Here is a 23,323-nt window from a genome sequence, read left to right as displayed (position 1 = left end):
TTCTGGCGTTGCTGAACCCGGGAGTCTAAAAGACGGTGCCGTCGCTCTCGATCAACAGGGGTGGCGCACCGTCTCGCAAGCGTTGTGCCAGCGCCCGGCCGGCCGCCCAGGTGCCGCCTTCGAGGATGCAGGCCAGCGGCAGTTCTTCGGCGGTGCGGTCGAGCACCTTGCGCACGCGCGGCGCCACTTCGTCGAGCAGCGCCACGGTCAGCGCGCGCCATTCGACGATGAATTCGTCGCTCGCCTTCCAGCGGCGGGTGAGGAAGGTCGGGTCCCTGGGCACGATCACGCCGCTGTCGATCAGGAGGCCGCCGTTGCGGTATTCGGGCAGGGCGGTGAGCGCATCGAGGTGCCGCACCTTCACGCCCGCCCACTCGAAGGGTTCGAGCAGCGAATAGGTGAGCCATTGCGACAGCTTGTGGAAGGGCATCCAGCCATTGGTGAGGCCAGGCCCGCGCACCGCGCTGTGGCGCCAGCAGTCGCCGAGCGCCAGCGCCGGATCGCCCGAGCCGATGCCGCCCGCGTTGTCGCTGCCGTCGGCCGCGATGCTGTCCACGGCATTGGCCGAGGGCCAGATGCGCGAGAGCGAATCGAGCAGCAGCGACAGGATCTGGTGCGCCGTGATCTCGGCGGTGGGCGGCGCGGCCGGGCCATAGGGGCCGACCAGCGCGTCGAACAGGCGGCCGGGCCGGCCGTCGTCGCCGAAGATCTCGGGCTGCTCGCTCATTGCCTCGCCCAGCCGGCGCAGCAGCGTGGCGCGGCCCGCCAGCCCGACCAGCGGATTGACTTCGCTGACCTGGAAGGCATCGCCCAACCGGTCGGTGACAAGGCCGCGCAAGCCGGCCGCATCGACCTGGTACGGGTGGTCGGGGTCCGAAGAGAACAGCCCGCCCATGAAGGCATGGAAGCTCGCCACGCCCAGGCCTTCGGAGCGCGTGAAGCGCTCGCCGGTGGCCGATTCGGTGTAGTGCCAGTCGGGGCCCGCGCCCGCATCGAGCAGCACGCTCACCAGCACGAGATCGATCTGCGCACGGGCGCGCTGCCGCGCATCGAGCCCGTTCAGCCGGGCGTTGAGCTCCTCGATGCGGTCGACCCCGCCGGCCTCGAAGTGGCGCCAGCGGCTGTGATAAGGGATGGTGTCCCAGGGATAGCGCTCGCGCGTGACCTCGGCCACGGTGCGCGCCGCGTCTTCCAGCGCATCGTCGCCGCCGATGCGGAACCACTGCGATTCGCCCCGGCGTGCGCGTGCCAGCAGGGCGCTTGCGCGCTGGCGGATGGCGGCGGTGGTGCGCAGCAGGCTCGCCGCGCCGGCCGGGTGGCCGGTGTCGGCGGCGAACTCGATCGATGGATCGACCTTGCCCGCGCCGCCGGGCGGCAGGCTGCCGGAGCCGTCGACGGGCATGTTGGGGTCGGTGTTGCGGCTGGTGGTCATTCAGTCAGTCCCCGGCCCTTGGCCTTCTTGAGTTCTTCGGCATCCGGCACCGGGCCGGGCGTGAAATAGCCGGCCGCCATCTTGGCGTCCATCTCGACGCGGGCGTCGGCCGGAATCAGTTCGTCGGGAATGTTCACGCGCTCGCCGATCTCGATGCCCGAGCCGGTGATCGCGTCGAACTTCATGTTGCTCATCGACACGAGGCGATGGATCTTCTTGATGCCGAGCCAGTGGAAGACGTCGGGCATCAGCTCCTGGAAGCGCATGTCCTGCACGCCGGCCACGCATTCGGTGCGCGCAAAATACTGGTCGGCCGTGTCGCCGCCCACTTGGCGCTTGCGGGCGTTGTAGACCAGGAACTTGGTCACCTCGCCGAGCGCGCGGCCCTCCTTGCGCGAGTAGGCGATCAGGCCCACGCCGCCGCGCTGGGCGCCCATGATGCATTCCTCGATGGCGTGCGTGAGGTAGGGGCGGCAGGTGCAGATGTCGGAGCCGAACACGTCGGAGCCGTTGCACTCGTCGTGGATGCGCGCGGTGAGCTCGACCTGCGGGTTCGCCAGGTCGCGCGGGTTGCCGAAGATGTACAGCGTCTGTCCGCCGATGGGCGGCAGGAACACTTCGAGGTCGGAGCGCGTGACCAGCTCGGGGTACATGCCACCGGTTTCCTCGAACAGGGTGCGGCGCAGGTCGGTCTCGGAGCAGCCGAAGCGGCGGGCCACCTCGGGCAGGTACCACACGGGTTCGATGGCCGCCTTGGTCACCATCGCGGCACCGCCCGCGGTGAGGAAGTGGCCGTCGGCCTTGAGCCGGCCGCTCTGCAGCGCCTCGATCACCTCGGGCAGGATCACGTGCGCCTTGGTGATCGCGATGGTCGGGCGGATGTCGTAGCCGGCCGCCAGCTCGGTCGAGAACACATCGGCCACCAGCGCGCCCCACGGGTCCATCGAGACGATGCGCCCCGGCTCGCTCCATTGCGGGTACGGCCCGATCACGTCGGTGGGCGCGGTGTTGGTCAGGTCGGCCTTGTGCTCGCGCTTGAGCGCGCCGGAGGCCACCGCCAGCGCGCGGTACACGCTGTACGAGCCGCTGTGCGTGCCGATGACGTTGCGGTGCGCGCGCTTGGTGGTGGTGCCGACGACCGGGCCGCGCTCGGCGGCGGTGGCTGCGCCCCACTGGATCGGCAGTGCGCCGAAGCCGCCGGCGTGCGATGTCAGCCGGATGTGGCCGGTCGACGAGGAGGGGTGGAGCGCAGGGGAGGGCGTGGTGCCGGTGGGTGGTTCGGCGGTCGCGAGCGGCGCGGCGAACGGGGTGGCAAGCGGCGTTGCAGAAGGGATCGTTGTGCTGTCGGCAGACATTGGTAGCCCTCAAAAAACACAATGTACCGATGGTGTGTGGTGCTTGCAAGCGGGCGGCTTCGGCACAATCGGCCGGAATCTTTTTTTCGACAAGGCTGTAACCAGCCAGCCCGATGGCACGAAACACCGTAGGCAGCAGGATGCAAACAAGCGACGCGGAAGCGGCGCTGCGGAGCCTGTTTCTTCGCGGCCTCGATGGCGACGCGACGGCCTACCGCGAATTCCTGCAGAAACTCAGCGCGCACCTGCGCGCCTTTCTGGGCAAGCGCCTGTTTGGCTGGCCCGATGAAGTGGAAGACCTCGTCCAGGAATGCCTGCTCGCCATGCACAACCAGCGCCACACCTACCAGAGCGACCAGCCGTTGACGGCGTGGGTGCACGCGATCGCGCGCTACAAGATGATCGACCTGCTGCGCGCCAAGTCGGTCCGCGAAGACCTGCATGACCCGCTGGACGACGACCTGGCTGTGTTCGCCGAATCGGCCACCGAGGCCAGCGATGCCAAACGCGACCTGGGCGGCCTGCTCGACAGCCTGCCCGAGCGCCAGCGCCTGCCGATCGTGCACGTGAAGATCGAGGGCCTGTCGGTGGCCGAGACGGCGAGCCTGACGGGCATGTCGGAGTCGGCCGTCAAGGTCGGCATCCACCGGGGCCTGAAGGCGCTGGCCGCCAGGTTCGGCAACAGCTGGGGTGGTGCCGCATGAAGACCGACGACCTCGTGGCGATGCTGGCCACCGGCCATGTGGCCGTGCCGCGGCGTGGCGCGGGCTGGCGCATCGGGCTGGCGGTGCTGGCCGGCCTGCCGCTGTCGTTCGCGATCCTCTTTGCCGAATACGGGCTGCGGCGCGACCTGATGCAGGCCCTGTCGTGGCCGATGTTCTGGGTCAAGGTGCTGTTTCCGCTGTGCATCGCGGCGGCAGCCTTCGTGATGGTGCAACGGCTGGCCCGTCCGGGCGTCGCCGTGCAACGGTCCTGGCTCGGCGCGGTGTTGCCGGTGTTCGCGATCTGGGCGTTGGCGGTGATCGCCTGGTTTGCCGTGCCGGTCGAGGAGCGCATGCCCTCGCTCATGGGGCAGTCGTGGCGCATCTGCGCGCTCAGCATCGGGTTCATGGCGCTGCCGATCTTCATGGCCACGCTGGTGGCCCTCAAGAACCTGGCGCCCACGCGGCCGGCGCTGGCGGGCGCGGCGGCCGGGGCGTTGGCGGGCGGCGTGGGTGCCGCGGTCTATGCGCTGCACTGCATGGAGCTGACAGCGCCGTTCCTGGCCGTCTGGTATGTGAGCGGGATCGCGGTGCCGGTGCTGGTGGGGGCCGTGCTGGGGCCCCGGCTCTTGCGCTGGTAGCGGGCAGGTCGAAGACTCAGCCTGCCGGATCGAACATCGCGGTGTAGCGGCGCTGCATCTCCTCGGGCGTCAGCTTCTCGATGCTGTGGCCCACGTTCCAGCGATGGCCGAAAGGGTCGCGGAAGACGCCGGAGCGCTCGCCGTAGAACTGGTCCTGCGGCGCCATGTCGAGCGTGGCGCCGGCCGCGACCGCACGTGCCACCACCGCATCGGCGTTGTCGACGTGCAGGTGCAGCGTGACGGCGCTGCCGCCCAGCGTCTTGGCGCTGTAGATGTTGCACTCGGCGAACTCGTCCGAAATCATCAGGATGGCGCCGTTGTGGAAGTCCAGCTCCGCGTGGCCGATGCGACCGCTGGGCTCGGTGAGACGGAAGATTTCCTTCACCTCGAACACGTTGCAATAGAAGTCGATGGCCGCGCCGGCGTCGTGCACGCACAGGTACGGAAACAGCTCGTGGATTGCCATGATGGGTTGCCTTTCAGGGAGGGGCTGCAGAGTCGTGGCGGCGATTCTGGCGCGCCGCGCCACTAGCGTCTTGAACGAATTTGACCTGCGGCCGGCACGTGCCTCGGCGACGTCGCGCCCGCCTGCCGCCAGGCCTGCGGCGACATGCCCGCCAACGCCGAGAACTCGCGGCTCAGGTGCGCCTGGTCGCTGTAGCCCGCGTCGAGCGCGATGTCGGTCCAGGCCCGGTCGGGGTCGGCCGCCAGCGCCAGTGCGCGGTCGAAACGCATCACGCGTGCGTATTCCTTGGGGCCGAGGCCGATGGCGCCGCGAAAGAGCGCGATGAAGCGGCGGTGGCTGTAGCCGGTGTGCGCCACCAGCGCGGCAATCGACGGGTTCTGGTGCGTGAGCGGGCCGAGCGTTGCCGCCACGGCCGGATGCAGGCCATGCAGGCCGGCCCGCAGCGCGGCGGCGAGACGTTGCGTCAGCAGGGCCTCGAACACCTGCAGTTGCAGCGCGGGGTCCCCGGCTTCATGGAGCCTTTCGAGCGCATCGGCCGTCAGCCGCTCGCCCCACACCGCGTCGAGCGGCGTGTGCTGACCGGCCAGTGCGTCTTCGGGCGCGCCGAGCAGGGCGCGGGCGGCGCCCGGCTGCAATTGCGCGCCGACCGAGCACGTGGCCACCGACACGTCTCGCAGGTAGAAGGCGGCACGCGCGCCGCCGACGATGGCGTAGCCGACCGTCTGGCCCTGGGCGTCGCCCGTGTGGCCGAACAATTTCAGCGGCGGTCCGGACAGGCGGAACACCAGGTGCATGCCGCCAGTGGGCAGCACGTGCTCGCGGGCACCGGGCCGTTCGGTGGGCGTGCCGTCGGGCGCCGAGGCCCACAGCTGCCGCACGAAAGGCTGCAGGTGCGGGGCGGGAGGCCGCGTCAGTTGCATGCGGCAGGGCCCGTGGGAGGCTGGCGGTGGCACATCGCCGCATTGTGCGCCGGGGCTTTGCCGGGCGGGCGGCTCACCAGTCGCGTGGCGCGATCAGCTCTTCGGTGTCGATGTCGAACCCGTAGGCCCTTGCAATGGTTTCGAAGTCCGCCGCGATGGCCTCGCGCGCGGCGGTTTCCAGTTCGCTGTCGTTTTCTTCGAACTCCTCGGCGATGGCGTTGAATTCTTCGGTGGCGGCGTGGGTCAGCCGCAGCAGACTGGCGTTGTCCGAAGGCTTCTGCGCTTCGATCGCCTCGCACAGGCGAACGAGGATCTGCTTGCACTTGTCCACCAGGAAGTCGGGAAAGTACGCGTCGCGGTACATGTCCTGGAGGAACGGGTGGCTCAGCAGTTGCGGGTTCGTGATCGGCATGAAACGGGCTCCTGGTTTCCGCGCGGCGCGCACGGCCGCGGCAGTCTAGGGCGAGGTGTTTTCCGGGATATGACGGCCGCGCTAGCATCGGTGCATGAGCAAGCCTTCTACAGCACTGATCCATCACCCCTACACCCCGCCCGACACATTCGCCGCGCCGCAGCCCGGCGTGTTCAAGGCGTCGACGGTGTTCTTCGCCGACGTGGCCGCCATGCGCGCGCGCGACTGGAAAACCAAGGCCGGCTACACCTACGGCCTGCACGGCACGCCGACCACCTTCATGCTCGAAGAACGCCTGGCCACGCTCGAGGGCGGCACCGAATGCCTGCTGGTGCCGAGCGGGCTGGCGGCCATCTCGCTGGTGGCGTTCGCCTTCCTGAAGACCGGCGACGAGGTGCTGATCCCCGACAACGCCTACGGCCCCAACAAGGCGCTGGCCACCGGCGAGCTGGCCAACTTCGGCATCACCCATCGCCTGTACGACGCGATGAACCCGTCCGACCTGGCGGCCAAGATCTCGCACCGGACGCGGCTGGTGTGGGTCGAGGCGGCGGGCTCGGTGACGATGGAGTTCCCCGATCTGCCGGCGCTCGTGAACGTCTGCCGCGCGCGCGGCGTGCTGACGGCGCTCGACAACACCTGGGGTGCCGGCCTTGCGTTCGCGCCCTTCGATTTCAACGACAGCGGGCAGGGCGTCGACATCTCGGTGCACGCGCTCACCAAGTACCCGAGCGGCGGCGGCGACGTGCTGATGGGCAGCGTGGTCACGCGCGACGAGCGGCTGCACCGCGCGCTCAAGCTCACGCACATGCGCATGGGCTTCGGCATCGGCGTGGGCGACGTCGAAACCCTGCTGCGCTCGCTGCCCAGCCTGTCGCTGCGCTATGCCGCGCACGATCGCGCGGCGCGCGAGCTGGCGGGCTGGCTCAACGGCTGCGAAGAAATCGCGCAGGTGCTGCACCCGGCGCTCGAGGATTCGCCGGGCCACATCCATTGGCGCGCGCTCTGCGGCGCCACCGACCTGGCCGCCGGCCTGTTCTCGGTCGTGTTCGACGAGCGCTACAGCACCGAGCAGGTCGACCGCTTCTGCGACAGCCTGCAGCTGTTCCGCCTGGGCTACTCGTGGGGCGGGCCGATCAGCCTCGTGGTGCCTTACGACATCGGCCTGATGCGCGACGCCAGCGTGGCGCGCTGGCCCTACAAGGGCACGCTCGTGCGTTTTTCGATCGGCCTGGAAGACGTGGACGATTTGCGGGCCGATCTGCAACAGGCCCTCGCGAGGATGTAAGAAAGCGCGTCGGCGGCCTTGGGAAGTCCGCCGCCGGGCGCTCTGAAGACGTACCGTTATCGCTTACAGTAGCCCAACGCGCAGTCACCGTGACTGCCTCGCCCCAAGGAGAAGCAGTGGCAACACCAAATTACGGCTACGAGAAGCGCCAGAAAGAACTGGCCAAGAAGAAGAAAAAGGAAGACAAGCTCCGAGAAAAGGCGAACCGCAAGCTCAGCCCGAGCAGCGATGGACTGGCTCCCGGAGACCCGGAGACCGACGTGGCATCGCTCGAGCGCGATCCCCCCACGGTGCCCGAGTTGCCCACCAAGAACGGTTGATCCGCTCCTGGCGTCCCCCTCAAGAAGCCGCCGCAGGCCTGAGCCTGCGGCGGCTTTTTCGTTGCCGGCGCCTGGCGTTATTTCGGCAGCAGCTTGCGCAGCTCGGGCCAGACGTTGTCGAGCAGTTGCGGCTGCGCCACCGCGGTGGGGTGGATGCGGTCGGCCTGGAACAGCGAGAGCGCGTCGGGCGCGTCGGCCACGCCCTTGAGCAGGAAGGGCACCAGCGCCGCCCGGGTCGTGCTTGCGACCTTCGAGAACACCGCCTCGAAGCGCCGCGTGTAGTCGGCGCCATAGTTCGGAGGCACCTGGATGCCCACGATCAGCACCTTGGCGCCGGCAGCCTGCGCGGCCTTGGTGATCTGCAGCAGGTTGTCTTCGGTGTTGGCGAGCGGCAGGCCGCGCAGCGCATCGTTGGCGCCCAGCTCCAGCACGACGTAGTTCGGCTTGTGCTGCCTAAGCAGGGCCGGAAAGCGGGCACGGCCGCCGGAGCTGGTGTCGCCGCTGATGCTGGCGTTGACCACGGTGGCCGCGATCTTCTGCTGCGCAAGCCTTTTTTCGAGCAAGGGTACCCAGCCTTCGCCGCGCTTGAGGCCGTACTCTGCACTCAGCGAATCCCCGAGCACCAGGATGACCGGCTTGCCTGCCGTCGCGGCCTGGGCTTGTGCCGCGGTCGTCCAAGTCCCCGCGCTGCCGAGCGCGGCGGTGGTCAAGATAAAGTCACGTCGATTCAAAACCAAAGCCTTTCCATGTCCCAACCCCCGTCTGATGCCATTGTCGCCGTCGAGCATGTCTTCAAATCCGTCACCGACTCGACCGGTACGCTGGACATTCTGCAGGACATCGATTTCACTCTCGGGGCACGGGAAACCGCCGCCATCGTCGGCGCCTCGGGCTCCGGCAAGAGCACCTTGTTGTCGATCATCGCGGGCCTGGACACGCCTACGCGCGGCACCGTCAAGCTCGCCGGCGACGACCTCTTTGCCATCGACGAGGACGAGCGCGCGGCCTTGCGCGCGCAGCGCGTGGGCTTCGTGTTCCAGAGCTTCCAGCTGCTGGGCAACCTGAGTGCCCTCGAAAACGTGATGCTCCCGCTGGAGCTGGCCAACCGCAAGGACGCCCGCAAGGCCGCCACCGAGATGCTCGGGCGCGTCGGGCTGGGCCAGCGGCTGGGCCACTATCCGAAGGTGCTGTCGGGTGGCGAGCAGCAGCGCGTGGCGCTGGCCCGTGCGTTCGTGGTGCAGCCGGCCTTGCTGCTGGCCGACGAGCCCACTGGCAGCCTCGACTTCGCCACGGGCGAGCAGGTGATGAAGCTGATGTTCGACCTCAACCGCGAACTGGGCACCACGCTCGTGCTCGTGACGCACGACCGCGGCATCGCGGCCCGTTGCGAGCGCCGCATCACCATCGAGGCCGGCCGCGTGGCGCTCAACGAGAAAACGCTCATTTCGATGGGCGAACCTGCGCTGTAAGCTATCAAATAAATAGCGGCCCCATCAATCAACGAGGAGGAGATGCCCGTGGACACGCTACCCCCCGAGGCCGTGCTCGCGCTGCGGCGCGGCCAGCTCATCGAGGCCATCAAGATCGTGCGCGAGAGCACGGGCATGGATCTCAAGTCCTCCAAGGACGCGGTCGATCGCTACGTCAAGCGGCTGCAGGACCAGCCAGGCTGGCAAGAGGCCGACGCCGGCCGCGAAGCACCCGATGCGGCCATGCAGGACAGGGGCTTCGCCTCGATGCCGTCCACCGCGCTCGCCGCCTTGGCACAGGGCAACAAGCTCGAGGCCGTCCGCCTCACGTGCGAGGCCACGGGGCTGGGCCTTGCCGCGGCCAAGCGGCTGGTCGAGAACCACGAGAACCCGCCGGTCGGCGCCATCGGGCATCTGCCGTCGGAAGTGCCGCGCAGTCCCATGGCCGAGCCCGGACGCGTGCGGCCTGTCGGCTACGACAAGTGGCTGCCCGTGGCCATCGTCTTGCTGGTCATGGCGATGGCCTGGATCTATTTCGGCGGAAAGGGCTGAGTCGATGATCGTTCCCCAATACTGGGCCGAAGGCCGCATTCAAGAGCAGGTGGCGGGCAAGCAGCTCACCGTGCGCCGCTACGGCTGGTCCGACGACAGCCCGCTCGCTGCGCAGGCGCATGCCGACCAGCGCACCCGCGAAGCCTTCGACCGCATCGCCAGTGGCGAGAAGCTCGACCGCCGCGAGCGCAAGCTGGCCTACAACGGCGCCAATGGCGTGCCGATCCGCGAGGAAATCGTCGAGCGCCAGGGCGACACCGTCATCACGCGCAACAGCTACGGCGCCCGCTGCCTGAATACGCCCGACGTGCTTTTTGTCGACATCGACTTCGACGAACCGCTGCGCGGCAGCCTGTTCCTCTTTGCGCTGTTTCCGGCGCTGATCGCCGGCGTGGTCGGCGGTTGGGCCGGCCGGACCTGGCTCGGCGGGCTGATCGCGTTCTTCATCGTCTTTGCCGTCGCCTACGGCATCGGCCGGCGCAAGAAGCGCGGCGAGCACACGGACAACCCGACGCCCGAGAAGCGCGCGGCCGAGCGCATCGGGCGCTTCGTTCACCAGCACCCCGACTGGCATCTGCGCATCTACCGCACGCCGGCCGGCTTTCGCGTGCTGGCGATGCACGATGTGTTCAACCCCGGCGATGCGGTCGTGGCCGACTGCTTCCAGCTGATGGGCGTCGACAAGATCTATGCGCGCATGTGCCGCAACCAGAACTGCTTTCGGGCCCGCCTGAGCGCCAAGCCCTGGCGCATCGGCATCGGCGAGCCGATGCGGCCGCGGCCCGGTGTCTGGCCGGTGTCGCCCGACAGGCTGCCGCAGCGCGACGCCTGGGTGGCGCGTTATGAAAAGGCCGCCGAAGACCATGCCGCCTGCCAGTACCTGGAAAGCGTCGGCAACACCGAGCGCCTGCACCCTCGCGCGCAGGCGGTGCAGGAACTGCACGACGAACGGACCCGCGCGACCAGCGGTTTTCCGCTGGCCTGAGGGCTCCGAATCGTTCGAGGCCCGGGGGTGGGGATAATCGGCGGATGTCTTCCCCCAAAGTGATCTTCGGCTTCCATGCCGTGGGCGTGCGCATCAAGACCGCGCCCAAATCGGTGCTCGAAGTGATGTTCGATGCCAGCCGGCGCGATGCGCGCATGAAACAGTTCATTGCGCGTGCGCAAGAAGCCGGCGTGCGGCTGGTCGAGGCCGACGGCCTGCGGCTCTCCAAGCTCAGCGGCAGCCACGGCCACCAGGGCGTGGTGGCGCGGGTCGAGCCTGCCGCGCAAATCCATTCGCTCGACGAACTGCTCGAAGGCCTCGAAGAGGCCGGCACCGTGCCGCTGCTGCTGGTGCTCGATGGCGTGACCGATCCGCACAACCTCGGCGCCTGCCTGCGCGTGGCCGACGGTGCCGGCGCGCATGCGGTGATCGCGCCCAAGGACCACGCGGCCGGCATCAACGCCACCGTGGCCAAGGTGGCGAGCGGCGCGGCCGAGACGGTGCCGTACTTCATGGTCACCAACCTTGCGCGCACGCTCAACGAACTCAAGGAACGCAACATCTGGTGCGTGGGCACCAGCGACGACGCGCCGGGCACCATCTACCAGAGCGACTTCAAGCGCCCACTGGCGCTGGTGCTGGGTGCCGAGGGCGAGGGTATGCGCCAGCTCACGCGCAAGACCTGCGACGAGCTGGTCAGCATTCCGATGGCTGGCGCGGTCGAGAGCCTGAACGTCTCGGTGGCCAGCGGCGTGTGCCTTTATGAAGCGATGCGCCAGCGCAGCCTCTGACGAGGCCTGAGCGCGCCGGGTAGCCGGTGGCCATGCCGTGGATCACCCGGCCGATGGCCCGCCCTTGCGGTGGAAGTAGATGAGTTCCGCCACGCGCCGCATCTGCGGCGTGCCCAGCAGGTGGTTGAACATCCAGTCGCTCTGGAAATTGTCGAAAGCCCAGCGCAGCGTGCGCTTGAGCAGAAAGCTCGGGTAGCTGCGCACGAACCACGTGGCCGGGTCGTCGGCCTCGCCGCGCACGAAGCGCGCCACCGCCTCGCCCGCGCGTTCGCCATGCTGCAGCGCCGTGTGGATGCCGCCGGCCGTGACCGGCGACACCATGCCGGCCGCGTCACCCACCAGCAAGGCCCGCTCGCGCGCGACCATCGGCAGCACGCCGCCGCAGGGGATCATGCCGGCGCGCACCGCCACCGGTGGCGCGTCGCCCGGCGTCACCACCGAGGCGATCTTGTGCAGCAGCGGGTCGAGCCGCAGCGCGCTCGCGTCATTGGGTCTCATGCGGCGTGCCAGCCCGATCTGGCTCACGCCCACGCCGTCGAGCGCCCAGCCGATGTAGCCGGGCGCCAGCTTGCGGTCGATGAAGCAATGCAGCAGGTCGGGCGCCATGCGCGCGCCCTGGTATTCGTGCTCGATGCCGTACAGAAAGCGCTTGTTGCGCGACAGGCCGAGTGCCTTGGCCACGCGTGAGTGCGGCCCGTCGGCGCCCACGAGGTAGGTGGCCGTGATGCAGGGGCCCTGCGTCACCGGCACTTCCCAGCGGCCGTTCAGCCACAGCGCCTGCTCGAAGAGCGTGCCCAGCCGCACGTCGACGCCGCAGTCGCGGGCCGACTTCACCATCCAGTCGAGCAGCGCGGGCGCATCGGTGGCCCAGAACCAGTAGCCGGGCGCGTGCAGGTCCACGTGGCGCATGTTGGGCGCATAGAGCCGCACGCCTTCGATGCGGCGCACGAGTTCGGGAGGAACCTCGCCCAGCCACGGCACGCTGTCGACCGCATCCTTGACGATGATGCCCGTGGTGTGAAGCTTGGAACCGGCGCTGGCTTTTTTCTCCAGCACCATCACGCGGAGCCCGGCAAGGGCGGCGGCGCGTGCGCAGGCCAGGCCCGCAAAGCTCGCCCCGACCACGAGAAGATCGACCTTGGTGTTGCCGGTGCCGTTCGCTGCCATGGGAGCGGGGGCGCAGCCGGATGCGGCGCGGGAAGAGGGGGCGAGAGGAGAAAAGAAACTGGAGGAAGTTGTCATGGAGCAGCTGACCGAAGTCGATGGGCACCGCGATCTGCGGTGCGCATGCGAAGTTAGCGACGCCATGTGCGCGCGGCGTGAAGCCTGTGTGAACTCCCGCGTCCAGCCCGCTGCCGCAATCAGGCGGGGCTGGCCACCAGCAGATAGCGGCAGGCGCCGCGCCCGAGCGCCTTGAAGACCAGCGGCCGGTCGACGCCGAAGTCGAGGCAGTCGCCGGGTGCCAGCTCGAAGCGCTCGTCGCCGTAGTCCACCCGCAGCGCGCCTTCGAGCATCCACAGGCATTGGCGGTAGGGCTTGCCGCTCCATCGCGGGTAGCTGACCTGCGCCGAGCGCGGCAGTTCGACCTCGACCAGTTCCACGCCGCCGCCCGCATGCCGCTCCGCGACCTGGCGCCGCAGGTAGCCCGCCTCGGGGTCGCGCCAGACTTCCTGCATGGCCCTGGTGCGTAGCCTTTGGGGCTGTTCCTTGTCTTCGGTGAGAAGCTGCGCGAGCGGCACGCCGAGCCCGGCGGCCAGGCGCCCGAGCAGCACGGCGGTGGGGCTGCTCTGCGCGCGCTCCACCTTCGAAATCATCGCCTTGCTGACGCCCGAACGTTCAGCCAGCTCGGCGAGGCTGAGGCCCTGCGCCTGCCGCAAGGCCAGCAGCCGGGCGGCGATGAGCGCGTCGATGTTGGTGGCCGGATCGCTCGGGGTAGGTGAGGTGTTTCTCATATGAGATTATTATTCTCCTATATTCAACGACTGGCCGGGCCGAAATTGCCGTCCGCGCCGCCCCGAAAGGAACACCATGCGTCTCGTCCCCTGCACCGAAGAAGCCCACTCGGGCGCCATCCTCGCCATCCTCAACGAGGCCATCGTCACCTCGACCGCGCTGTACGACTACAAGCCGCGCACGCCCGAGAACATGGTGGCGTGGTTCGCCACCAAGCGCGCCAACGGCTTTCCGGTGATCGGCGCGGTGGACGAAAGCGGCAAGCTGCTGGGCTTTGCGAGCTACGGCGCCTTTCGCGCCTTTCCGGCCTACAAGTACACGGTGGAGCACTCGGTGTACGTCGACAGCGCGCATCGCGGCTCCGGCCTGGGCCGCACGCTGATGGAGGCACTGATCGCCGAAGCCATCGCACGCGACGTGCACGTCATGGTCGGGGCCATCGACGCCGCGAACGCGGGCAGCATCGGACTGCACGAGCGCCTGGGCTTCGAGCACTCGGGCACGGTGCGGCAGGCCGGGTTCAAGTTCGGCCGCTGGCTCGACGTGGCCTTCTACCAGCGCATTCTTTCCACGCCGCTGAACCCCGTCGACGGCTGATCGCCGGCCATCGGCTGCCGCGCGGGCTTCAGCTTCGCACCAGCGTGCCCGATTCCGAGGTGCCCCACAGGTGGCTGGCCGGTGCCCCCGGAAACAGCCAGTACGGCGTGCATTCACTCGACGGCACGACATTGCTGAACGCGTGGCTGGCCGCGCTGCCGGCGATGGTCTTCTCGAGCACCATCGACAGGTACTGGTCGTTGCTGCTTTCCTGCGTGTTGCCGTTGAGGATGACTTCCGCCCCCGTGGCCTTCGCGAAACGGCGGATGCCGTTGTGCCGTGAGTTCGCGGGCGCCCAGCTGTCGGCCGCAACGCCGTTCTCGCTGCTCACGCGCAGGCCATCGGCCGTGCGCCACACCAGCGAGTGGTTGCCCTCGGTGTGCCCCGGCGTGTGAACCAGCGCAAGCCCCCGGCCGAGCTGCACGCTGCCGTCGAAGGCAATGATGCGCTCGGCCGGCATGCCATCGAGCCCCTGCGGGCAGTACCAGTCCGCCTGCACCGGCAGCAGGCCGCCCACGCTCGCCAGCTCTTGCCGGTGCACCAGCAGCCGCGCATTCGGGAACAGGCCCGGCTCGCGCGCGTTGCCCAGCCAGCGCCGCAGGTTCTGCGTGTGCAGGTGGTCGTAGCTGATGTAGTCGATGCATGCCGGGTCCAGGCCGATGCTCGCCAGTGCCTGTGGGACCGTCGAATGGATCGGCGCGATGGTGCTGTGCAGGAACCTGGGCGTCTGCTCGCTGAGCCGCTTGAAGTAGGGCGTTTCGCTGCCGGTCTCGAAGTCGGCCGGCGTGAAGAGCAGGTGGCGCAGCCGGCCGTCGAAGTCCTCGAACTGGACCAGCACGGTGCGCGCCAGCAGATGGACCATGTGCGGCTTGAGCAATTGCTGCGAGTACACGCCACTGAACGCATACCAGGCCGGATAGGGAATGCGCAGCAGGTCGAAGCTGCGCACGTACCGAACCGGTGGCTCGTCGAGAAAGCGTTCGCGAAACCCCAGCCCGCCGTGGCGCAGGGCGCGCAACCTGTCCTGCGGCATCGCATGCTGTCGCGCGCCGTCGAACTCGTTGATGGGCCGCAGGAGGGGCAGAGGCGGAATGGCGTCGCGCATCATGGCGGCCCTTCGCTCAGGCTGCAGCAGCGGCGCGTTCGGGGGCGGCGGTTGCGTCGGCGGCCGGCTGGCCGAGCAGCCCGCCGATCACCGTCGGCAGCATCGCGGCCGGCACGCCCACGAGCAGTTGCCTGAGCATCGTCAGCGTGTCGAAGTAGACGCGCTCGCACACCAGCCGCTCGCCCTCGAAGATGAAGAGCGCGATCATCCGGCAGCGAAAGGCGTTGCCCGTGGGCGGCAAGCCCTTGAGCGGGCCGCGGTGCGTGCCGAGCAGCCAGAACTCGACGATCACCGAGTCGTCGGCATGGCGCAGCTGGATGATCTCGTGGCGTTGGTCGGGGAAGGCGGTGCGCGTCTCGGTGTAGTACTGGCGCACGTTGGCGGTGCCGTCGTGCACCTCGCCGCTCGGAATCAGCTCGTAGTGCGGATGCGGGAAGGTGCCGAGCACGGCGGCGAAGTCCTGGCGGGTCTCGTCGGCGAAATGATCAAGCACGAGGCGTTCGCGGCGAGCCTGCAGGCCGGTGTCGGTGGTCATGGGGTTTTCTTTCTCCATCGTGGGTTGGGGTGCGCTGTGGCGGGGTCGGACGTACTATCGGCAACCCCCTCGACGCAGACTGTCCGGTGTTGGCAGTTGCGGCTCGGGACAAACCCGCAATGACCATTTCCGCCCCCGAGCCGATCGACGCCGACGACCGCATGCGCCTGCCCGATGCCGTGCAGCAGACGCTGCTCGACGTGGCGCATCGCAGGCGCCTTGCGCGCGGGGATTCGCTGTTTCTCAAGGGCTCGTCGCCCGATGCGCTGTTCGGCGTGGTCGCGGGTTCGCTGCGCGTGAGCGTGGTGGCGCCGGGCGGGCGCGAGGCGGTGATCGCGGTGCTGGAGCCCGGCCACTGGTTCGGCGAGGTCTCGCTGCTGGTGGGGCGCGAGCGCGTCTACGACACCTGCGCGGTCGAAGACACCGAGATGGTCGTGGTGCGCGCCGAAGACTTCCACCGGCTCGTCGCCGAGCGGCCCGACGTGCACATGGCCTTCACGCGGCTGGTCTGCCTGCGGCTGCGGCAGGCGCTCGCGTGGATCGACGATGCCATCCTGATGCCGCTGCCCGTGCGCCTTGCGCACCGGCTGCTGACCATCGACGTGCACCCCGCGTCCGCCGGCGAGGCAGCGATGCTCGCGGTGTCGCAGGAAGACCTGGCCTTCATGCTGGGCGTTTCGCGCCAGAGCGTGAACCGCCAGCTGAAGCTGTGGGAAGAAGAGGGCATGCTCCGCCTGCGTTACCGCGGCGTCGAGGTGCTCGACCGCGAGCGCCTCGCGGCGTGCGCGCAGCCGGCCGCCTGAGCGGCGCGGCGGGCGCTGCTAGACCAGCGCGAAGAAGCGCATCAGCACCTCGGCGGGGTGCCTGATGCCCGCACCGACGAACATGCGTTCGTTGATCCACTGGAGCGCGGGCGAGGTGGTCTCGAAGCGCGGGTTGCAGCGGAAATACACCTGCCCCGCATCGACCGGTTCGCCGCGCAGCAGCTTCGCCATCACCTCCGGCGCGGCCGAGCGAATGGCGCGGTTCTGCACATAGACGAGATCGCCCGCGTCGGTTTCGAGGCCGTAGCGCGCGTCGAGTTCGGAGAAGGTGTCGCTCGCGATCAATTGGAAGTCGCTGCCGCCCGGCAGCACGCGTGCGCGCCAGCCATGGCCGATGGCTTCGCCGCCGGTGATGGGCACGACACGGTGCAGCCCGCGCGGGCCGCTGCCGAACACCTGCGGCACGCCCACTTCGACGCGCAGGTCGACGAAATGTTCGAGCGCAGGCGCGGCGATCGAATCGAAGATGCTCATCGCTGGTGTCCGGTTGTCTGGCTCAGGCAGCCGCCGTTTCGGCGCTGGCGCGGTCGAGCATTCCGATGGTGCCCGCGTCGAGTTTGAGCTGCGTGGCCACCACGAGTTCTTCGAGCTGCGCGATCGACGTGGCGCTGGCGATGGGCGCCGTCACGCCCGGGCGGGCGATCTGCCAGGCGATGGCGACCTGGCCCGGCTTCGCGTTGTACTGCTGGGCCACGCGGTCGAGCGCATCGAGGATGCGCAGGCCGCGCGGGTTCAGGTACTTCTTGGTGGTGTTGGCACCGCGCGCGCTCTTGGAGGCATCGGCCTCGGTGCGGTACTTGCCGGTGAGGAAGCCGGCAGCCAGCGCGTAGAAGTTGATCACGCCCACTTCGCGCTTGAGGCACAGCGGTGCCAGGGCATCCTCGAACACCGCGCGGTCGTACAGGTTGTACAGGGGCTGCAGGCTTTCGTAGCGCGCGATGCCGAGCCGCTCCGACACGTCGAGCGCCTCGGCCAGCCGCGGCGCGGTGTAGTTGGAAGCGCCGATGGCGCGCACCTTGCCTTCCTTGATGAGCGCATCGAAGGCGCCGAGCGATTCTTCGAGCGGCGTGTTGGCGTCGTCGTCGTGCGACTGGTACAGGTCGATGTAGTCCGTCTGCAGGCGCTTGAGCGAGGCCTCGACCGCCTCGCGGATGTACTTGGGCGACAGCCCCACCTTGCCTTCGCCCATCGGCTTGCCGACCTTGGTGGCCAGCACCACGCGGTTGCGCTTGCCGCTTTGCTTGAGCCACTTGCCAATGATGGTCTCGGACTCGCCGCCGGTGTGGCCCGGCACCCAGGCCGAGTACACGTCGGCTGTGTCGACGAAGTTGAAGCCCGCGTCGAGCCATGCGTCGAGCAGCTTGAACGAGGCGGCCTCGTCCACCGTCCAGCCGAACACGTTGCCACCGAAGGCGAGCGGGGAAACCAGGAGGCCGGAGCGGCCGAGCGGGCGAAGTTGCGACATGAGGATGTGTTCCCGAAGAAGCGTTGAGAAAGAGAAAGGGTCAGACGAAACCGATGGCGCCCAGCACCGCACCGGCACCGAGCAGCCAGAGCAGGTGGATGCGCGTGCGCCAGACGATAAGCGCGGCCGCACCGGTCAGCAGCCACAGGTGCCACGCAGGCGCATTGCCGGCGTGGTTACCGGTGGCGAGCACCCAGCCGGTGGCGATGAGCAGGCCGACCACCACGGGCGCCATGCCCTGCTTGAAGGCGCGCACTTCGCGGCGGGTGCGATTGCGATGGCCCCAGCGCGTGGCGAAGTAGGTCAGCGTGGTGCTCGGCAGCATGATGCCCACCATGGTCACCAGCAGGCCGAAGAAGCCGAGCAGCCACGCGCCCGGCCCCGCGCCGATGCCGCCGCCGGCGTTGAGCCCGACGTTCCAGCCCATCAGCGCCACGAACAGCACGTTGGGGCCGGGCGCGGCCTGGGCGATGGCGACCGAGGAACTGAACTGCGCATCGGTGAGCCAGCCGTGCTGGGCCACCAGGAAGCGGTGCATGTCGGGCACGGTGGTGATGGCGCCGCTGATGGACAGCAGCGAAAGCAGCAGGTACTGCCCGAACAGGGCCAGCCAGTCGTGCCATTGCATTGCGATGGTCATGCGGGGATCTTTCGCCAGGTCCAGACACAGGCCAAGCCGCCCAGCACCAGCAGCACCCAGCCCAGCGGGATCTTGAACATCGTGATGGCAAGGAACACCAGCGCCATGATCGCCAGGCAGACCGCGAAGCCCAGCGGGTGCTTGCGCAACTGCGGCACCAGCTTGATGCCGGTGGCCGCGATCAGCCCGCCCGACACCGCGCCCATGCCGCGCAGCGCGGCCGCCACCTGCGGATTGCCGGCGTAGTGCGCATAGAGCACGGCCAGCGCGAGGATGACGACCAGCGGAATGGTCAGCATGCCAGCCACGGCGGCGAGCGCGCCGCGCAGGCCGAAGTAGCGGTCGCCGATCATCAGGCCGAGGTTGATGACGTTGGGCCCGGGCATCACCTGGGCCACGGCCCAGTCTTCGAGGAACTGCTCGGGCGTGAGCCACTTCTTTTTCTCGACCATCTCGCGCTGCACGATGGCCAGAACGCCACCGAAGCCCTGCAGCGCAAGCCAGGTGAATGACACGAACAGGTCGCGCGGCGACTGGGGCTGGGCGGGGATGGGTGGCGCCACCGCGCCGGAGGCTGGGGGAGACGTTTGCATGTGGAGCGATTATCGTAGGCGGGCCTGCAACATGCCGGGCACCGGGCCGGTGGGCCGCGGGCCATTCCACAGGGAGATTCCATGCTCACGCAAATCCGCGCACTCTTCGATCTCTGCCAACGCGCCGTCGCCTCCTGGTCGAACGACTATGCGCCCAGCATGGGGGCGGCGCTGGCCTACTACACGGTGTTTTCCATCGCACCGCTGCTGCTGATCGTGATCGCGGTGGCGGGCCTCGTGTTCGGACAGGAGGCGGCACGCGGCGAAATCTTCGCCCAGTTGTCGGGCCTGATGGGCGAGCAGGGCGCAACGGCGGTGCAGGGCATGCTGAAGGCGGTCAACAAGCCGGCCGAAGGCATCGTGGCCACGGTGATCGGCATCGGCCTGCTGGTGGTGGGCGCGACCACCGTCTTCGGTGAACTGCAGGACGCGCTCGACCGCATCTGGCGTGCGCCGGCCCGCGAGAAGAACAAGGGCCTGTTCAACATGCTGCGCGTGCGGCTGCTGTCGTTCAGCATGATCATGGGCATCGGCTTCCTGCTCATGGTGTCGCTGGTGGCGAGCGCCGCGCTGGCGGCGCTGGGCAAATGGTGGTCGCCCATCTTCGGCGCGTGGGAGACGCTGGCGCAGGCGGTGAACTTCATCTTCAGCTTCGGGATGGTCACCGTGATCTTCGCGATGATCTACAAGATCATGCCGCGCGCCAAGGTGCAGTGGCGCGACGTGTGGGTGGGGGCCGCCGTCACGGCGCTGCTGTTTACCGTCGGCAAGCACCTGATCGGCTTGTACATCGGCAAGAGCAGCGTGGCCTCGGGCTATGGCGCGGCGGGCTCGCTGGTGGTGGTGCTGGTGTGGGTGTACTACTCGGCGCAGATCTTCTTGCTGGGGGCGGAGTTCACCTGGGTCTATGCGCGCACCTATGGCTCGATGAAGGACTCGAAGGGCACGGCCGATCTGAACCCCTCACCGACGCGCGACGTGCCGCTGGCGCACAACGACGCGTGAGCCATTCGACGGCCGCTCAGCCGGCGAAGCCGCCTTCGTCGAGAAACTTCTGCTCCTCGGCCGTGGACTCGCGGCCCAACAGCTTGTTGCGATGCGGGAAGCGCCCGAAGCGCGCCACGATGTCCCGGTGCAGCACGGCGAAGCGCTGGGTGTCGCTGTCGAGCGCGGCATTGAGTTCGACCGAACGCTCCTGCTCGGCCAGCACTTCGGAGTGCATGAAGGGCAGGTAGAAGAAACGCCTCAGTGCCGGCTCGGGCTGCAGGTCGAAGCCCGCGGCAACGGCCGCCTTGGCCACGGCCAGCGCCTTGCCGTCGGTGGCGAGCATGTGCGGGTTGTTGCGCCAGGTGTTGCGCGGGAACTGGTCGAGCAGCACCAGCAGCGCGAGCGTGCCTTCGGCATCGGCCAGCCAGTGGTCGAGTTCGCCACGGGCGGCGGCCTGGTGGGCAAGCGAGAAGCGGGCGGCAAAGTCGGCGTCGAAGGCTTCGTTCTTGGCAAACCAGCGGTCGGGGCCGGCTTCGCGCCAGAAATCGACGACGGCGCGGGCGGCAGGGAGGGCATTGGAAGTCATCGTTGCATTCTCTTTCAGCCTTGTCAGCCCCGCCTTGCCCTGGCGACCAAAGTCGGGGTGGTGGCCGACAAGACATCGCTTCAGGGCTGCCTATGCTGGCATGTTCTTATAACCAGGAGATAACGCTCATGAACCGATATGGCACTCTTTTGCGCGCAGCCCTCGTGACCGGCGTGGCCGCGGCTGCACTGGCCGGCTGCGGAATGATGTCGAAGTCGAACGTCGCTAGCTTCAGCGGCGCGATGAACGCCGCCAGCGAAGTCCCGCCGAACATGACGCGCGGCAGCGGCATGGCCGAAGCCTGGCTCAACCGCGACACCAACGTACTCAAGTACAAGATCACCTACACCGGCCTGAGCGGCCCGGCCACCATGGCGCACTTCCACGGCCCTGCGGCCGCGGGCGCCAACGCGGGCGTGGTGCTGCCCTTTGCGAATCCGATGAGCCCGATCGAGGGGCAGGCCACGCTCACGCCTGCGCAGGCCGCCGACCTCGTTGCCGGCAAGTGGTATGCCAACGTGCATACCGCAGCCAACCCGGGTGGCGAGATCCGTGGGCAGTTGCTGCCGAAGATGTGAAATCGTTCCAGGGGTGAACAACCCCTGGTCAGGTTGGTGTCGCACGGCTGGTGTCAAATGAACGCATGACGACACCAACGAAGAAGAAACCCCGTGCCGCATCCCAACCCCTCAACCCTTTCGCATCACGCCGCGAAGACATGCGCAGTGCCCGCAAGGCACTCGTGCTGCAGGGCGGTGGGGCGTTGGGTGCCTACCAGGCGGGCGTGTACGCGGCGCTCAGCGAAACCGACCTGCAGCCGCACTGGATCGCAGGCGTTTCCATCGGTGCCATCAATGCGGCGCTGATCGCGGGCAATGCGCCCGAGCGGCGGGTCGACCGGCTGCGCGAGTTCTGGCACCTGGTGTCTTCGGGGCCTTCGCAGCGCCTGCCGTCGTGGCTGGGCGACCGGGCCACGCAGAACCAGTGGAGCGCCACGATGGCCTCGCTGGTGGGCATTCCGGGCTTCTTCGAGCCGCGCTATTCGCCGGCCTTGCTGATGGGCGGCGCGGCACCGCTGCTGAGCTACTACGACACCTCCGCGCTCAAGACCACGCTCGAGCGTCTCGTCGACTTCGACCGCATCAACGCCTGCGAAGCGCGCTTCAGCGTGGGCGCGGTCAATGTGCGCACCGGCAACTCGGTGTACTTCGACAACACGCGCCAGCGCATCGGCCCCGAGCACATCATGGCCAGCGGTGCGCTGCCGCCGGGCTTTGCGCCCATTACCATCGACGGCGACGACTACTGGGACGGCGGCATCGTCTCCAACACGCCGCTGCAGTACGTGCTCGACATGCACCCGCGCTCCGAGCCGCTGGTGGTGCTGCAGGTCGACCTGTTCAATGCGCGCGGCGAAATGCCCCGCACCATGGCGGGCGTGATGGAGCGGCAGAAGGACATCACCTATTCGAGCCGCACCCGCATGAACACCGACGCGATGGCCGCCAACATGAACCTGCAACAGGCCATTGCCGACTTGATCAGCAAGCTGCCGGCCCATCTGCGCAAAGACCCGAGCGTGCTCGAGGTGCAGTCGCAGCTCACGCACGAGCCCATCGACATCTTTCACCTGATCTACCGCGACAAGCCCTACGAACTCGAATCGAAAGACTACGAGTTCTCGCGCGCCGCGGTCGAAGAACACTGGGAGTCGGGCGCGCGTGACATGCGTGTGACGCTGGCCCACCCCGAGACGCTGCGCGCCGATGCCACCGTCAACGGTGTCACCACCTTCGACCTGGGCGAGCATGGCGCGGGGCGCGTCAAGCGTCCAGGCCTGTCGCGCTGAGCGACGCAGCAGGTTCAGTTTCAACTAAGAAACCAGCGCCAGACTGGTCGGCCACTTCAACAGGAGGAAATGTTCATGAACATTGAAGATGTGCGGCGCCAAGCCTTTGCGATGCCGTTGACCAGCCCCGCCTTTCCGCCCGGACCTTATCGCTTCGTCCGGCGCGAATTTCTCATCATCACGTACCGCACCGACATGGACGCCCTGCGCGCCGTGGTGCCCGAGCCGCTCGAAGTGGTCGAGCCGCTGGTCAAGTACGAATTCATCCGCATGCCCGACTCCACCGGCTTCGGCGACTACACCGAGTCGGGCCAGGTGATTCCCGTGCAGCTGCGCACCGACAAGGGCGTGGAGAAGGGCGCGTACGTTCACGCGATGTACCTCAACGACCATCCGCCGATTGCCGGCGGACGCGAGTTATGGGGCTTTCCGAAGAAGCTCGCCTCGCCGGTGCTCGACTACGAGACCGACGTGGTCGTCGGCACGCTCGACTACGGCAAGGTGCGCGTGGCCAAGGCCACCATGGGCTTCAAGCACCGCACGCTCGACCCCGCGCCGATCCTTGCGGGCATTGCACAGCCCAACTTCCTGCTCAAGATCATTCCGCACGTCGATGGCACGGCCCGCATCTGCGAACTGGTGCGCTATCACATGGTCGACGTGACGCTGCACGGCGCATGGGGCGGGCCAGGTTCGCTCGAACTGCATCCGCACGCGCTGGCACCGGTGGCCGACCTGCCGGTGCTGAAGGTCGAATCGGCCGTTCACTACATCGCCGACATGACGCTGGCGCTCGGCACGGTCGAACACGACTATCTCGCCTGATTCCTGTCGATACCTTTCAACTCCACTCTCAA

At 68.1% G+C, this 23,323-nt stretch carries 29 protein-coding genes; 14 read left to right on the top strand and 15 right to left on the bottom strand.

Features of this window, described 5'->3' with window-relative positions; all coding sequences use genetic code 11:
• Positions 1–25: 25 nt before the first annotated feature.
• On the bottom strand, positions 26–1,432 hold the full coding sequence (locus BLQ28_RS15760; RefSeq protein WP_093240975.1) for a URC4/urg3 family protein: 1,407 nt from the start codon (positions 1,430–1,432) through the stop codon (positions 26–28).
• Entirely contained in the window at positions 1,429–2,787 is a 1,359-nt protein-coding gene (locus tag BLQ28_RS15755; RefSeq protein ID WP_093240973.1) for a GTP cyclohydrolase II, read from the bottom strand. Before BLQ28_RS15755 ends, BLQ28_RS15760 begins: the two co-directional genes overlap by 4 nt.
• Before the next feature lie 113 nt (positions 2,788–2,900).
• On the opposite strand from BLQ28_RS15755, the gene BLQ28_RS15750 reads away from it, so the two are divergent.
• Together BLQ28_RS15750 and BLQ28_RS15745 are read left to right on the top strand one after the other, a co-directional pair.
• Positions 2,901–3,491 carry a sigma-70 family RNA polymerase sigma factor gene (locus BLQ28_RS15750; RefSeq protein ID WP_093240970.1) on the top strand — a complete coding sequence of 197 codons (591 nt, stop codon included), beginning with the start codon at positions 2,901–2,903 and terminating at the stop codon, positions 3,489–3,491.
• Positions 3,488–4,129 (top strand): NrsF family protein, encoded by a 642-nt coding sequence (locus tag BLQ28_RS15745; protein ID WP_093240967.1) that lies wholly within the window; start codon positions 3,488–3,490, stop codon positions 4,127–4,129. The genes BLQ28_RS15750 and BLQ28_RS15745 overlap by 4 nt, the downstream gene beginning before the upstream one ends.
• A gap of 16 nt (positions 4,130–4,145) precedes the next feature.
• On the opposite strand, the gene BLQ28_RS15740 is transcribed toward BLQ28_RS15745, so the two are convergent.
• The 3 genes from BLQ28_RS15740 to BLQ28_RS15730 form a co-directional block, all read right to left on the bottom strand.
• Positions 4,146–4,595 (bottom strand): VOC family protein, encoded by a 450-nt coding sequence (locus tag BLQ28_RS15740; RefSeq protein WP_093240965.1) that lies wholly within the window; start codon positions 4,593–4,595, stop codon positions 4,146–4,148.
• 62 nt (positions 4,596–4,657) lie between these two features.
• The gene (locus BLQ28_RS15735; RefSeq protein ID WP_093240962.1) at positions 4,658–5,515 is read right to left on the bottom strand and encodes a helix-turn-helix domain-containing protein; all 858 of its coding nucleotides are present in this window, start codon (positions 5,513–5,515) and stop codon (positions 4,658–4,660) included.
• 73 nt (positions 5,516–5,588) lie between these two features.
• Positions 5,589–5,927 (bottom strand): DUF5713 family protein, encoded by a 339-nt coding sequence (locus tag BLQ28_RS15730; protein ID WP_093240960.1) that lies wholly within the window; start codon positions 5,925–5,927, stop codon positions 5,589–5,591.
• 94 nt (positions 5,928–6,021) lie between these two features.
• Here BLQ28_RS15730 and BLQ28_RS15725 point away from each other — a divergent pair, with 94 nt between their 5' ends.
• Both BLQ28_RS15725 and BLQ28_RS15720 read left to right on the top strand, forming a co-directional pair.
• Entirely contained in the window at positions 6,022–7,215 is a 1,194-nt protein-coding gene (locus BLQ28_RS15725) for a PLP-dependent transferase (RefSeq protein WP_093240957.1), read from the top strand.
• Positions 7,216–7,331: 116 nt separating this feature from the next.
• The gene (locus BLQ28_RS15720) at positions 7,332–7,535 is read left to right on the top strand and encodes a hypothetical protein (protein ID WP_056521727.1); all 204 of its coding nucleotides are present in this window, start codon (positions 7,332–7,334) and stop codon (positions 7,533–7,535) included.
• A gap of 77 nt (positions 7,536–7,612) precedes the next feature.
• On the opposite strand, the gene BLQ28_RS15715 is transcribed toward BLQ28_RS15720, so the two are convergent.
• Positions 7,613–8,245, bottom strand: coding sequence for an arylesterase (locus BLQ28_RS15715; protein ID WP_176801129.1), 633 nt, complete (start codon positions 8,243–8,245; stop codon positions 7,613–7,615).
• Positions 8,246–8,281: 36 nt separating this feature from the next.
• Between BLQ28_RS15715 and BLQ28_RS15710 the strand changes: the two genes are divergently transcribed.
• Genes BLQ28_RS15710 through rlmB form a run of 4 tightly spaced genes read left to right on the top strand, consistent with a single transcriptional unit; the run spans position 8,282 to position 11,332 of the window.
• Positions 8,282–9,004, top strand: coding sequence for an ABC transporter ATP-binding protein (locus BLQ28_RS15710; protein ID WP_093240955.1), 723 nt, complete (start codon positions 8,282–8,284; stop codon positions 9,002–9,004).
• A 42-nt stretch (positions 9,005–9,046) separates the two neighbouring features.
• Complete coding sequence (locus BLQ28_RS15705) at positions 9,047–9,556, top strand: hypothetical protein (protein ID WP_093240952.1); 510 nt, start codon at positions 9,047–9,049, stop codon at positions 9,554–9,556.
• Positions 9,557–9,560: 4 nt separating this feature from the next.
• A complete protein-coding gene (locus tag BLQ28_RS15700; protein WP_093240949.1) occupies positions 9,561–10,541 on the top strand; it encodes a hypothetical protein in 981 nt (326 codons plus the stop codon).
• A gap of 44 nt (positions 10,542–10,585) precedes the next feature.
• Positions 10,586–11,332 (top strand): 23S rRNA (guanosine(2251)-2'-O)-methyltransferase RlmB, encoded by a 747-nt coding sequence (gene rlmB, locus BLQ28_RS15695; protein ID WP_093240947.1) that lies wholly within the window; start codon positions 10,586–10,588, stop codon positions 11,330–11,332.
• 42 nt (positions 11,333–11,374) lie between these two features.
• On the opposite strand, the gene BLQ28_RS15690 is transcribed toward rlmB, so the two are convergent.
• Complete coding sequence (locus BLQ28_RS15690; RefSeq protein WP_371126666.1) at positions 11,375–12,499, bottom strand: NAD(P)/FAD-dependent oxidoreductase; 1,125 nt, start codon at positions 12,497–12,499, stop codon at positions 11,375–11,377.
• Between the two features lie 194 nt (positions 12,500–12,693).
• A complete protein-coding gene (locus BLQ28_RS15685; RefSeq protein WP_093240941.1) occupies positions 12,694–13,284 on the bottom strand; it encodes a helix-turn-helix domain-containing protein in 591 nt (196 codons plus the stop codon).
• A gap of 76 nt (positions 13,285–13,360) precedes the next feature.
• Between BLQ28_RS15685 and BLQ28_RS15680 the strand changes: the two genes are divergently transcribed.
• On the top strand, positions 13,361–13,882 hold the full coding sequence (locus tag BLQ28_RS15680; protein ID WP_093240938.1) for a GNAT family N-acetyltransferase: 522 nt from the start codon (positions 13,361–13,363) through the stop codon (positions 13,880–13,882).
• A gap of 28 nt (positions 13,883–13,910) precedes the next feature.
• Here BLQ28_RS15680 and BLQ28_RS15675 read toward each other — a convergent pair whose 3' ends face one another.
• Together BLQ28_RS15675 and BLQ28_RS15670 are read right to left on the bottom strand one after the other, a co-directional pair.
• The gene (locus BLQ28_RS15675) at positions 13,911–14,990 is read right to left on the bottom strand and encodes an MBL fold metallo-hydrolase (protein WP_093240934.1); all 1,080 of its coding nucleotides are present in this window, start codon (positions 14,988–14,990) and stop codon (positions 13,911–13,913) included.
• A 13-nt stretch (positions 14,991–15,003) separates the two neighbouring features.
• Complete coding sequence (locus tag BLQ28_RS15670; RefSeq protein WP_093240932.1) at positions 15,004–15,522, bottom strand: ester cyclase; 519 nt, start codon at positions 15,520–15,522, stop codon at positions 15,004–15,006.
• A 119-nt stretch (positions 15,523–15,641) separates the two neighbouring features.
• On the opposite strand from BLQ28_RS15670, the gene BLQ28_RS15665 reads away from it, so the two are divergent.
• Positions 15,642–16,325: a Crp/Fnr family transcriptional regulator gene (locus tag BLQ28_RS15665; protein ID WP_093240929.1), complete on the top strand. Its 684-nt coding sequence runs from the start codon at positions 15,642–15,644 to the stop codon at positions 16,323–16,325.
• An 18-nt stretch (positions 16,326–16,343) separates the two neighbouring features.
• Here BLQ28_RS15665 and BLQ28_RS15660 read toward each other — a convergent pair whose 3' ends face one another.
• The 4 genes from BLQ28_RS15660 to BLQ28_RS15645 are packed head-to-tail and all read right to left on the bottom strand — an operon-like array spanning position 16,344 to position 19,044.
• Positions 16,344–16,820, bottom strand: a complete 477-nt coding sequence (locus BLQ28_RS15660; RefSeq protein ID WP_093240927.1) for a DUF3237 domain-containing protein — start codon at positions 16,818–16,820, stop codon at positions 16,344–16,346.
• A gap of 22 nt (positions 16,821–16,842) precedes the next feature.
• The gene (locus BLQ28_RS15655; protein ID WP_093240924.1) at positions 16,843–17,811 is read right to left on the bottom strand and encodes an aldo/keto reductase; all 969 of its coding nucleotides are present in this window, start codon (positions 17,809–17,811) and stop codon (positions 16,843–16,845) included.
• A 40-nt stretch (positions 17,812–17,851) separates the two neighbouring features.
• Positions 17,852–18,451: a chromate transporter gene (locus BLQ28_RS15650; RefSeq protein WP_093240922.1), complete on the bottom strand. Its 600-nt coding sequence runs from the start codon at positions 18,449–18,451 to the stop codon at positions 17,852–17,854.
• A complete protein-coding gene (locus tag BLQ28_RS15645; RefSeq protein ID WP_093240919.1) occupies positions 18,448–19,044 on the bottom strand; it encodes a chromate transporter in 597 nt (198 codons plus the stop codon). The genes BLQ28_RS15650 and BLQ28_RS15645 overlap by 4 nt, the downstream gene beginning before the upstream one ends.
• Before the next feature lie 81 nt (positions 19,045–19,125).
• Here BLQ28_RS15645 and BLQ28_RS15640 point away from each other — a divergent pair, with 81 nt between their 5' ends.
• Complete coding sequence (locus tag BLQ28_RS15640; RefSeq protein ID WP_093240916.1) at positions 19,126–20,049, top strand: YihY/virulence factor BrkB family protein; 924 nt, start codon at positions 19,126–19,128, stop codon at positions 20,047–20,049.
• Positions 20,050–20,065: 16 nt separating this feature from the next.
• Here the strand turns inward: BLQ28_RS15640 and BLQ28_RS15635 are convergent, their stop codons facing one another.
• On the bottom strand, positions 20,066–20,617 hold the full coding sequence (locus BLQ28_RS15635) for a DUF924 family protein (RefSeq protein ID WP_093240914.1): 552 nt from the start codon (positions 20,615–20,617) through the stop codon (positions 20,066–20,068).
• Between the two features lie 128 nt (positions 20,618–20,745).
• Between BLQ28_RS15635 and BLQ28_RS15630 the strand changes: the two genes are divergently transcribed.
• The 3 genes from BLQ28_RS15630 (at position 20,746) to BLQ28_RS15620 (ending at position 23,291) form a co-directional block, all read left to right on the top strand.
• A complete protein-coding gene (locus BLQ28_RS15630) occupies positions 20,746–21,195 on the top strand; it encodes a CHRD domain-containing protein (RefSeq protein WP_093240911.1) in 450 nt (149 codons plus the stop codon).
• Between the two features lie 65 nt (positions 21,196–21,260).
• Entirely contained in the window at positions 21,261–22,466 is a 1,206-nt protein-coding gene (locus BLQ28_RS15625) for a patatin-like phospholipase family protein (protein WP_093240908.1), read from the top strand.
• A gap of 75 nt (positions 22,467–22,541) precedes the next feature.
• On the top strand, positions 22,542–23,291 hold the full coding sequence (locus tag BLQ28_RS15620; RefSeq protein WP_093241726.1) for an acetoacetate decarboxylase: 750 nt from the start codon (positions 22,542–22,544) through the stop codon (positions 23,289–23,291).
• The last annotated feature ends 32 nt before the right edge of the window (positions 23,292–23,323 follow it).

The organism is Variovorax sp. EL159, from assembly GCF_900100965.1.
Lineage (GTDB): Bacteria > Pseudomonadota > Gammaproteobacteria > Burkholderiales > Burkholderiaceae_C > Variovorax.
This window is presented reverse-complemented; position numbering and strand designations above follow the sequence as displayed.

Coding starts and splice junctions, on each gene's coding strand:
- BLQ28_RS15725 (WP_093240957.1), top strand. CDS start 6,022: ATGAGCAAGCCTTCTACAGCACTGATCCATCACCCCTACACCCCGCCC.
- BLQ28_RS15685 (WP_093240941.1), bottom strand. CDS start 13,284: ATGAGAAACACCTCACCTACCCCGAGCGATCCGGCCACCAACATCGAC.
- BLQ28_RS15635 (WP_093240914.1), bottom strand. CDS start 20,617: ATGACTTCCAATGCCCTCCCTGCCGCCCGCGCCGTCGTCGATTTCTGG.
- BLQ28_RS15680 (WP_093240938.1), top strand. CDS start 13,361: ATGCGTCTCGTCCCCTGCACCGAAGAAGCCCACTCGGGCGCCATCCTC.
- BLQ28_RS15650 (WP_093240922.1), bottom strand. CDS start 18,451: ATGACCATCGCAATGCAATGGCACGACTGGCTGGCCCTGTTCGGGCAG.
- BLQ28_RS15670 (WP_093240932.1), bottom strand. CDS start 15,522: ATGACCACCGACACCGGCCTGCAGGCTCGCCGCGAACGCCTCGTGCTT.
- BLQ28_RS15625 (WP_093240908.1), top strand. CDS start 21,261: ATGACGACACCAACGAAGAAGAAACCCCGTGCCGCATCCCAACCCCTC.
- BLQ28_RS15620 (WP_093241726.1), top strand. CDS start 22,542: ATGAACATTGAAGATGTGCGGCGCCAAGCCTTTGCGATGCCGTTGACC.
- BLQ28_RS15665 (WP_093240929.1), top strand. CDS start 15,642: ATGACCATTTCCGCCCCCGAGCCGATCGACGCCGACGACCGCATGCGC.
- BLQ28_RS15745 (WP_093240967.1), top strand. CDS start 3,488: ATGAAGACCGACGACCTCGTGGCGATGCTGGCCACCGGCCATGTGGCC.
- BLQ28_RS15760 (WP_093240975.1), bottom strand. CDS start 1,432: ATGACCACCAGCCGCAACACCGACCCCAACATGCCCGTCGACGGCTCC.
- BLQ28_RS15730 (WP_093240960.1), bottom strand. CDS start 5,927: ATGCCGATCACGAACCCGCAACTGCTGAGCCACCCGTTCCTCCAGGAC.
- BLQ28_RS15640 (WP_093240916.1), top strand. CDS start 19,126: ATGCTCACGCAAATCCGCGCACTCTTCGATCTCTGCCAACGCGCCGTC.
- BLQ28_RS15735 (WP_093240962.1), bottom strand. CDS start 5,515: ATGCAACTGACGCGGCCTCCCGCCCCGCACCTGCAGCCTTTCGTGCGG.
- BLQ28_RS15675 (WP_093240934.1), bottom strand. CDS start 14,990: ATGATGCGCGACGCCATTCCGCCTCTGCCCCTCCTGCGGCCCATCAAC.
- BLQ28_RS15750 (WP_093240970.1), top strand. CDS start 2,901: ATGGCACGAAACACCGTAGGCAGCAGGATGCAAACAAGCGACGCGGAA.
- BLQ28_RS15740 (WP_093240965.1), bottom strand. CDS start 4,595: ATGGCAATCCACGAGCTGTTTCCGTACCTGTGCGTGCACGACGCCGGC.
- BLQ28_RS15700 (WP_093240949.1), top strand. CDS start 9,561: ATGATCGTTCCCCAATACTGGGCCGAAGGCCGCATTCAAGAGCAGGTG.
- BLQ28_RS15655 (WP_093240924.1), bottom strand. CDS start 17,811: ATGTCGCAACTTCGCCCGCTCGGCCGCTCCGGCCTCCTGGTTTCCCCG.
- BLQ28_RS15690 (WP_371126666.1), bottom strand. CDS start 12,499: ATGGCAGCGAACGGCACCGGCAACACCAAGGTCGATCTTCTCGTGGTC.
- BLQ28_RS15660 (WP_093240927.1), bottom strand. CDS start 16,820: ATGAGCATCTTCGATTCGATCGCCGCGCCTGCGCTCGAACATTTCGTC.
- BLQ28_RS15645 (WP_093240919.1), bottom strand. CDS start 19,044: ATGCAAACGTCTCCCCCAGCCTCCGGCGCGGTGGCGCCACCCATCCCC.
- BLQ28_RS15705 (WP_093240952.1), top strand. CDS start 9,047: ATGCCCGTGGACACGCTACCCCCCGAGGCCGTGCTCGCGCTGCGGCGC.
- rlmB (WP_093240947.1), top strand. CDS start 10,586: ATGTCTTCCCCCAAAGTGATCTTCGGCTTCCATGCCGTGGGCGTGCGC.
- BLQ28_RS15630 (WP_093240911.1), top strand. CDS start 20,746: ATGAACCGATATGGCACTCTTTTGCGCGCAGCCCTCGTGACCGGCGTG.
- BLQ28_RS15755 (WP_093240973.1), bottom strand. CDS start 2,787: ATGTCTGCCGACAGCACAACGATCCCTTCTGCAACGCCGCTTGCCACC.
- BLQ28_RS15710 (WP_093240955.1), top strand. CDS start 8,282: ATGTCCCAACCCCCGTCTGATGCCATTGTCGCCGTCGAGCATGTCTTC.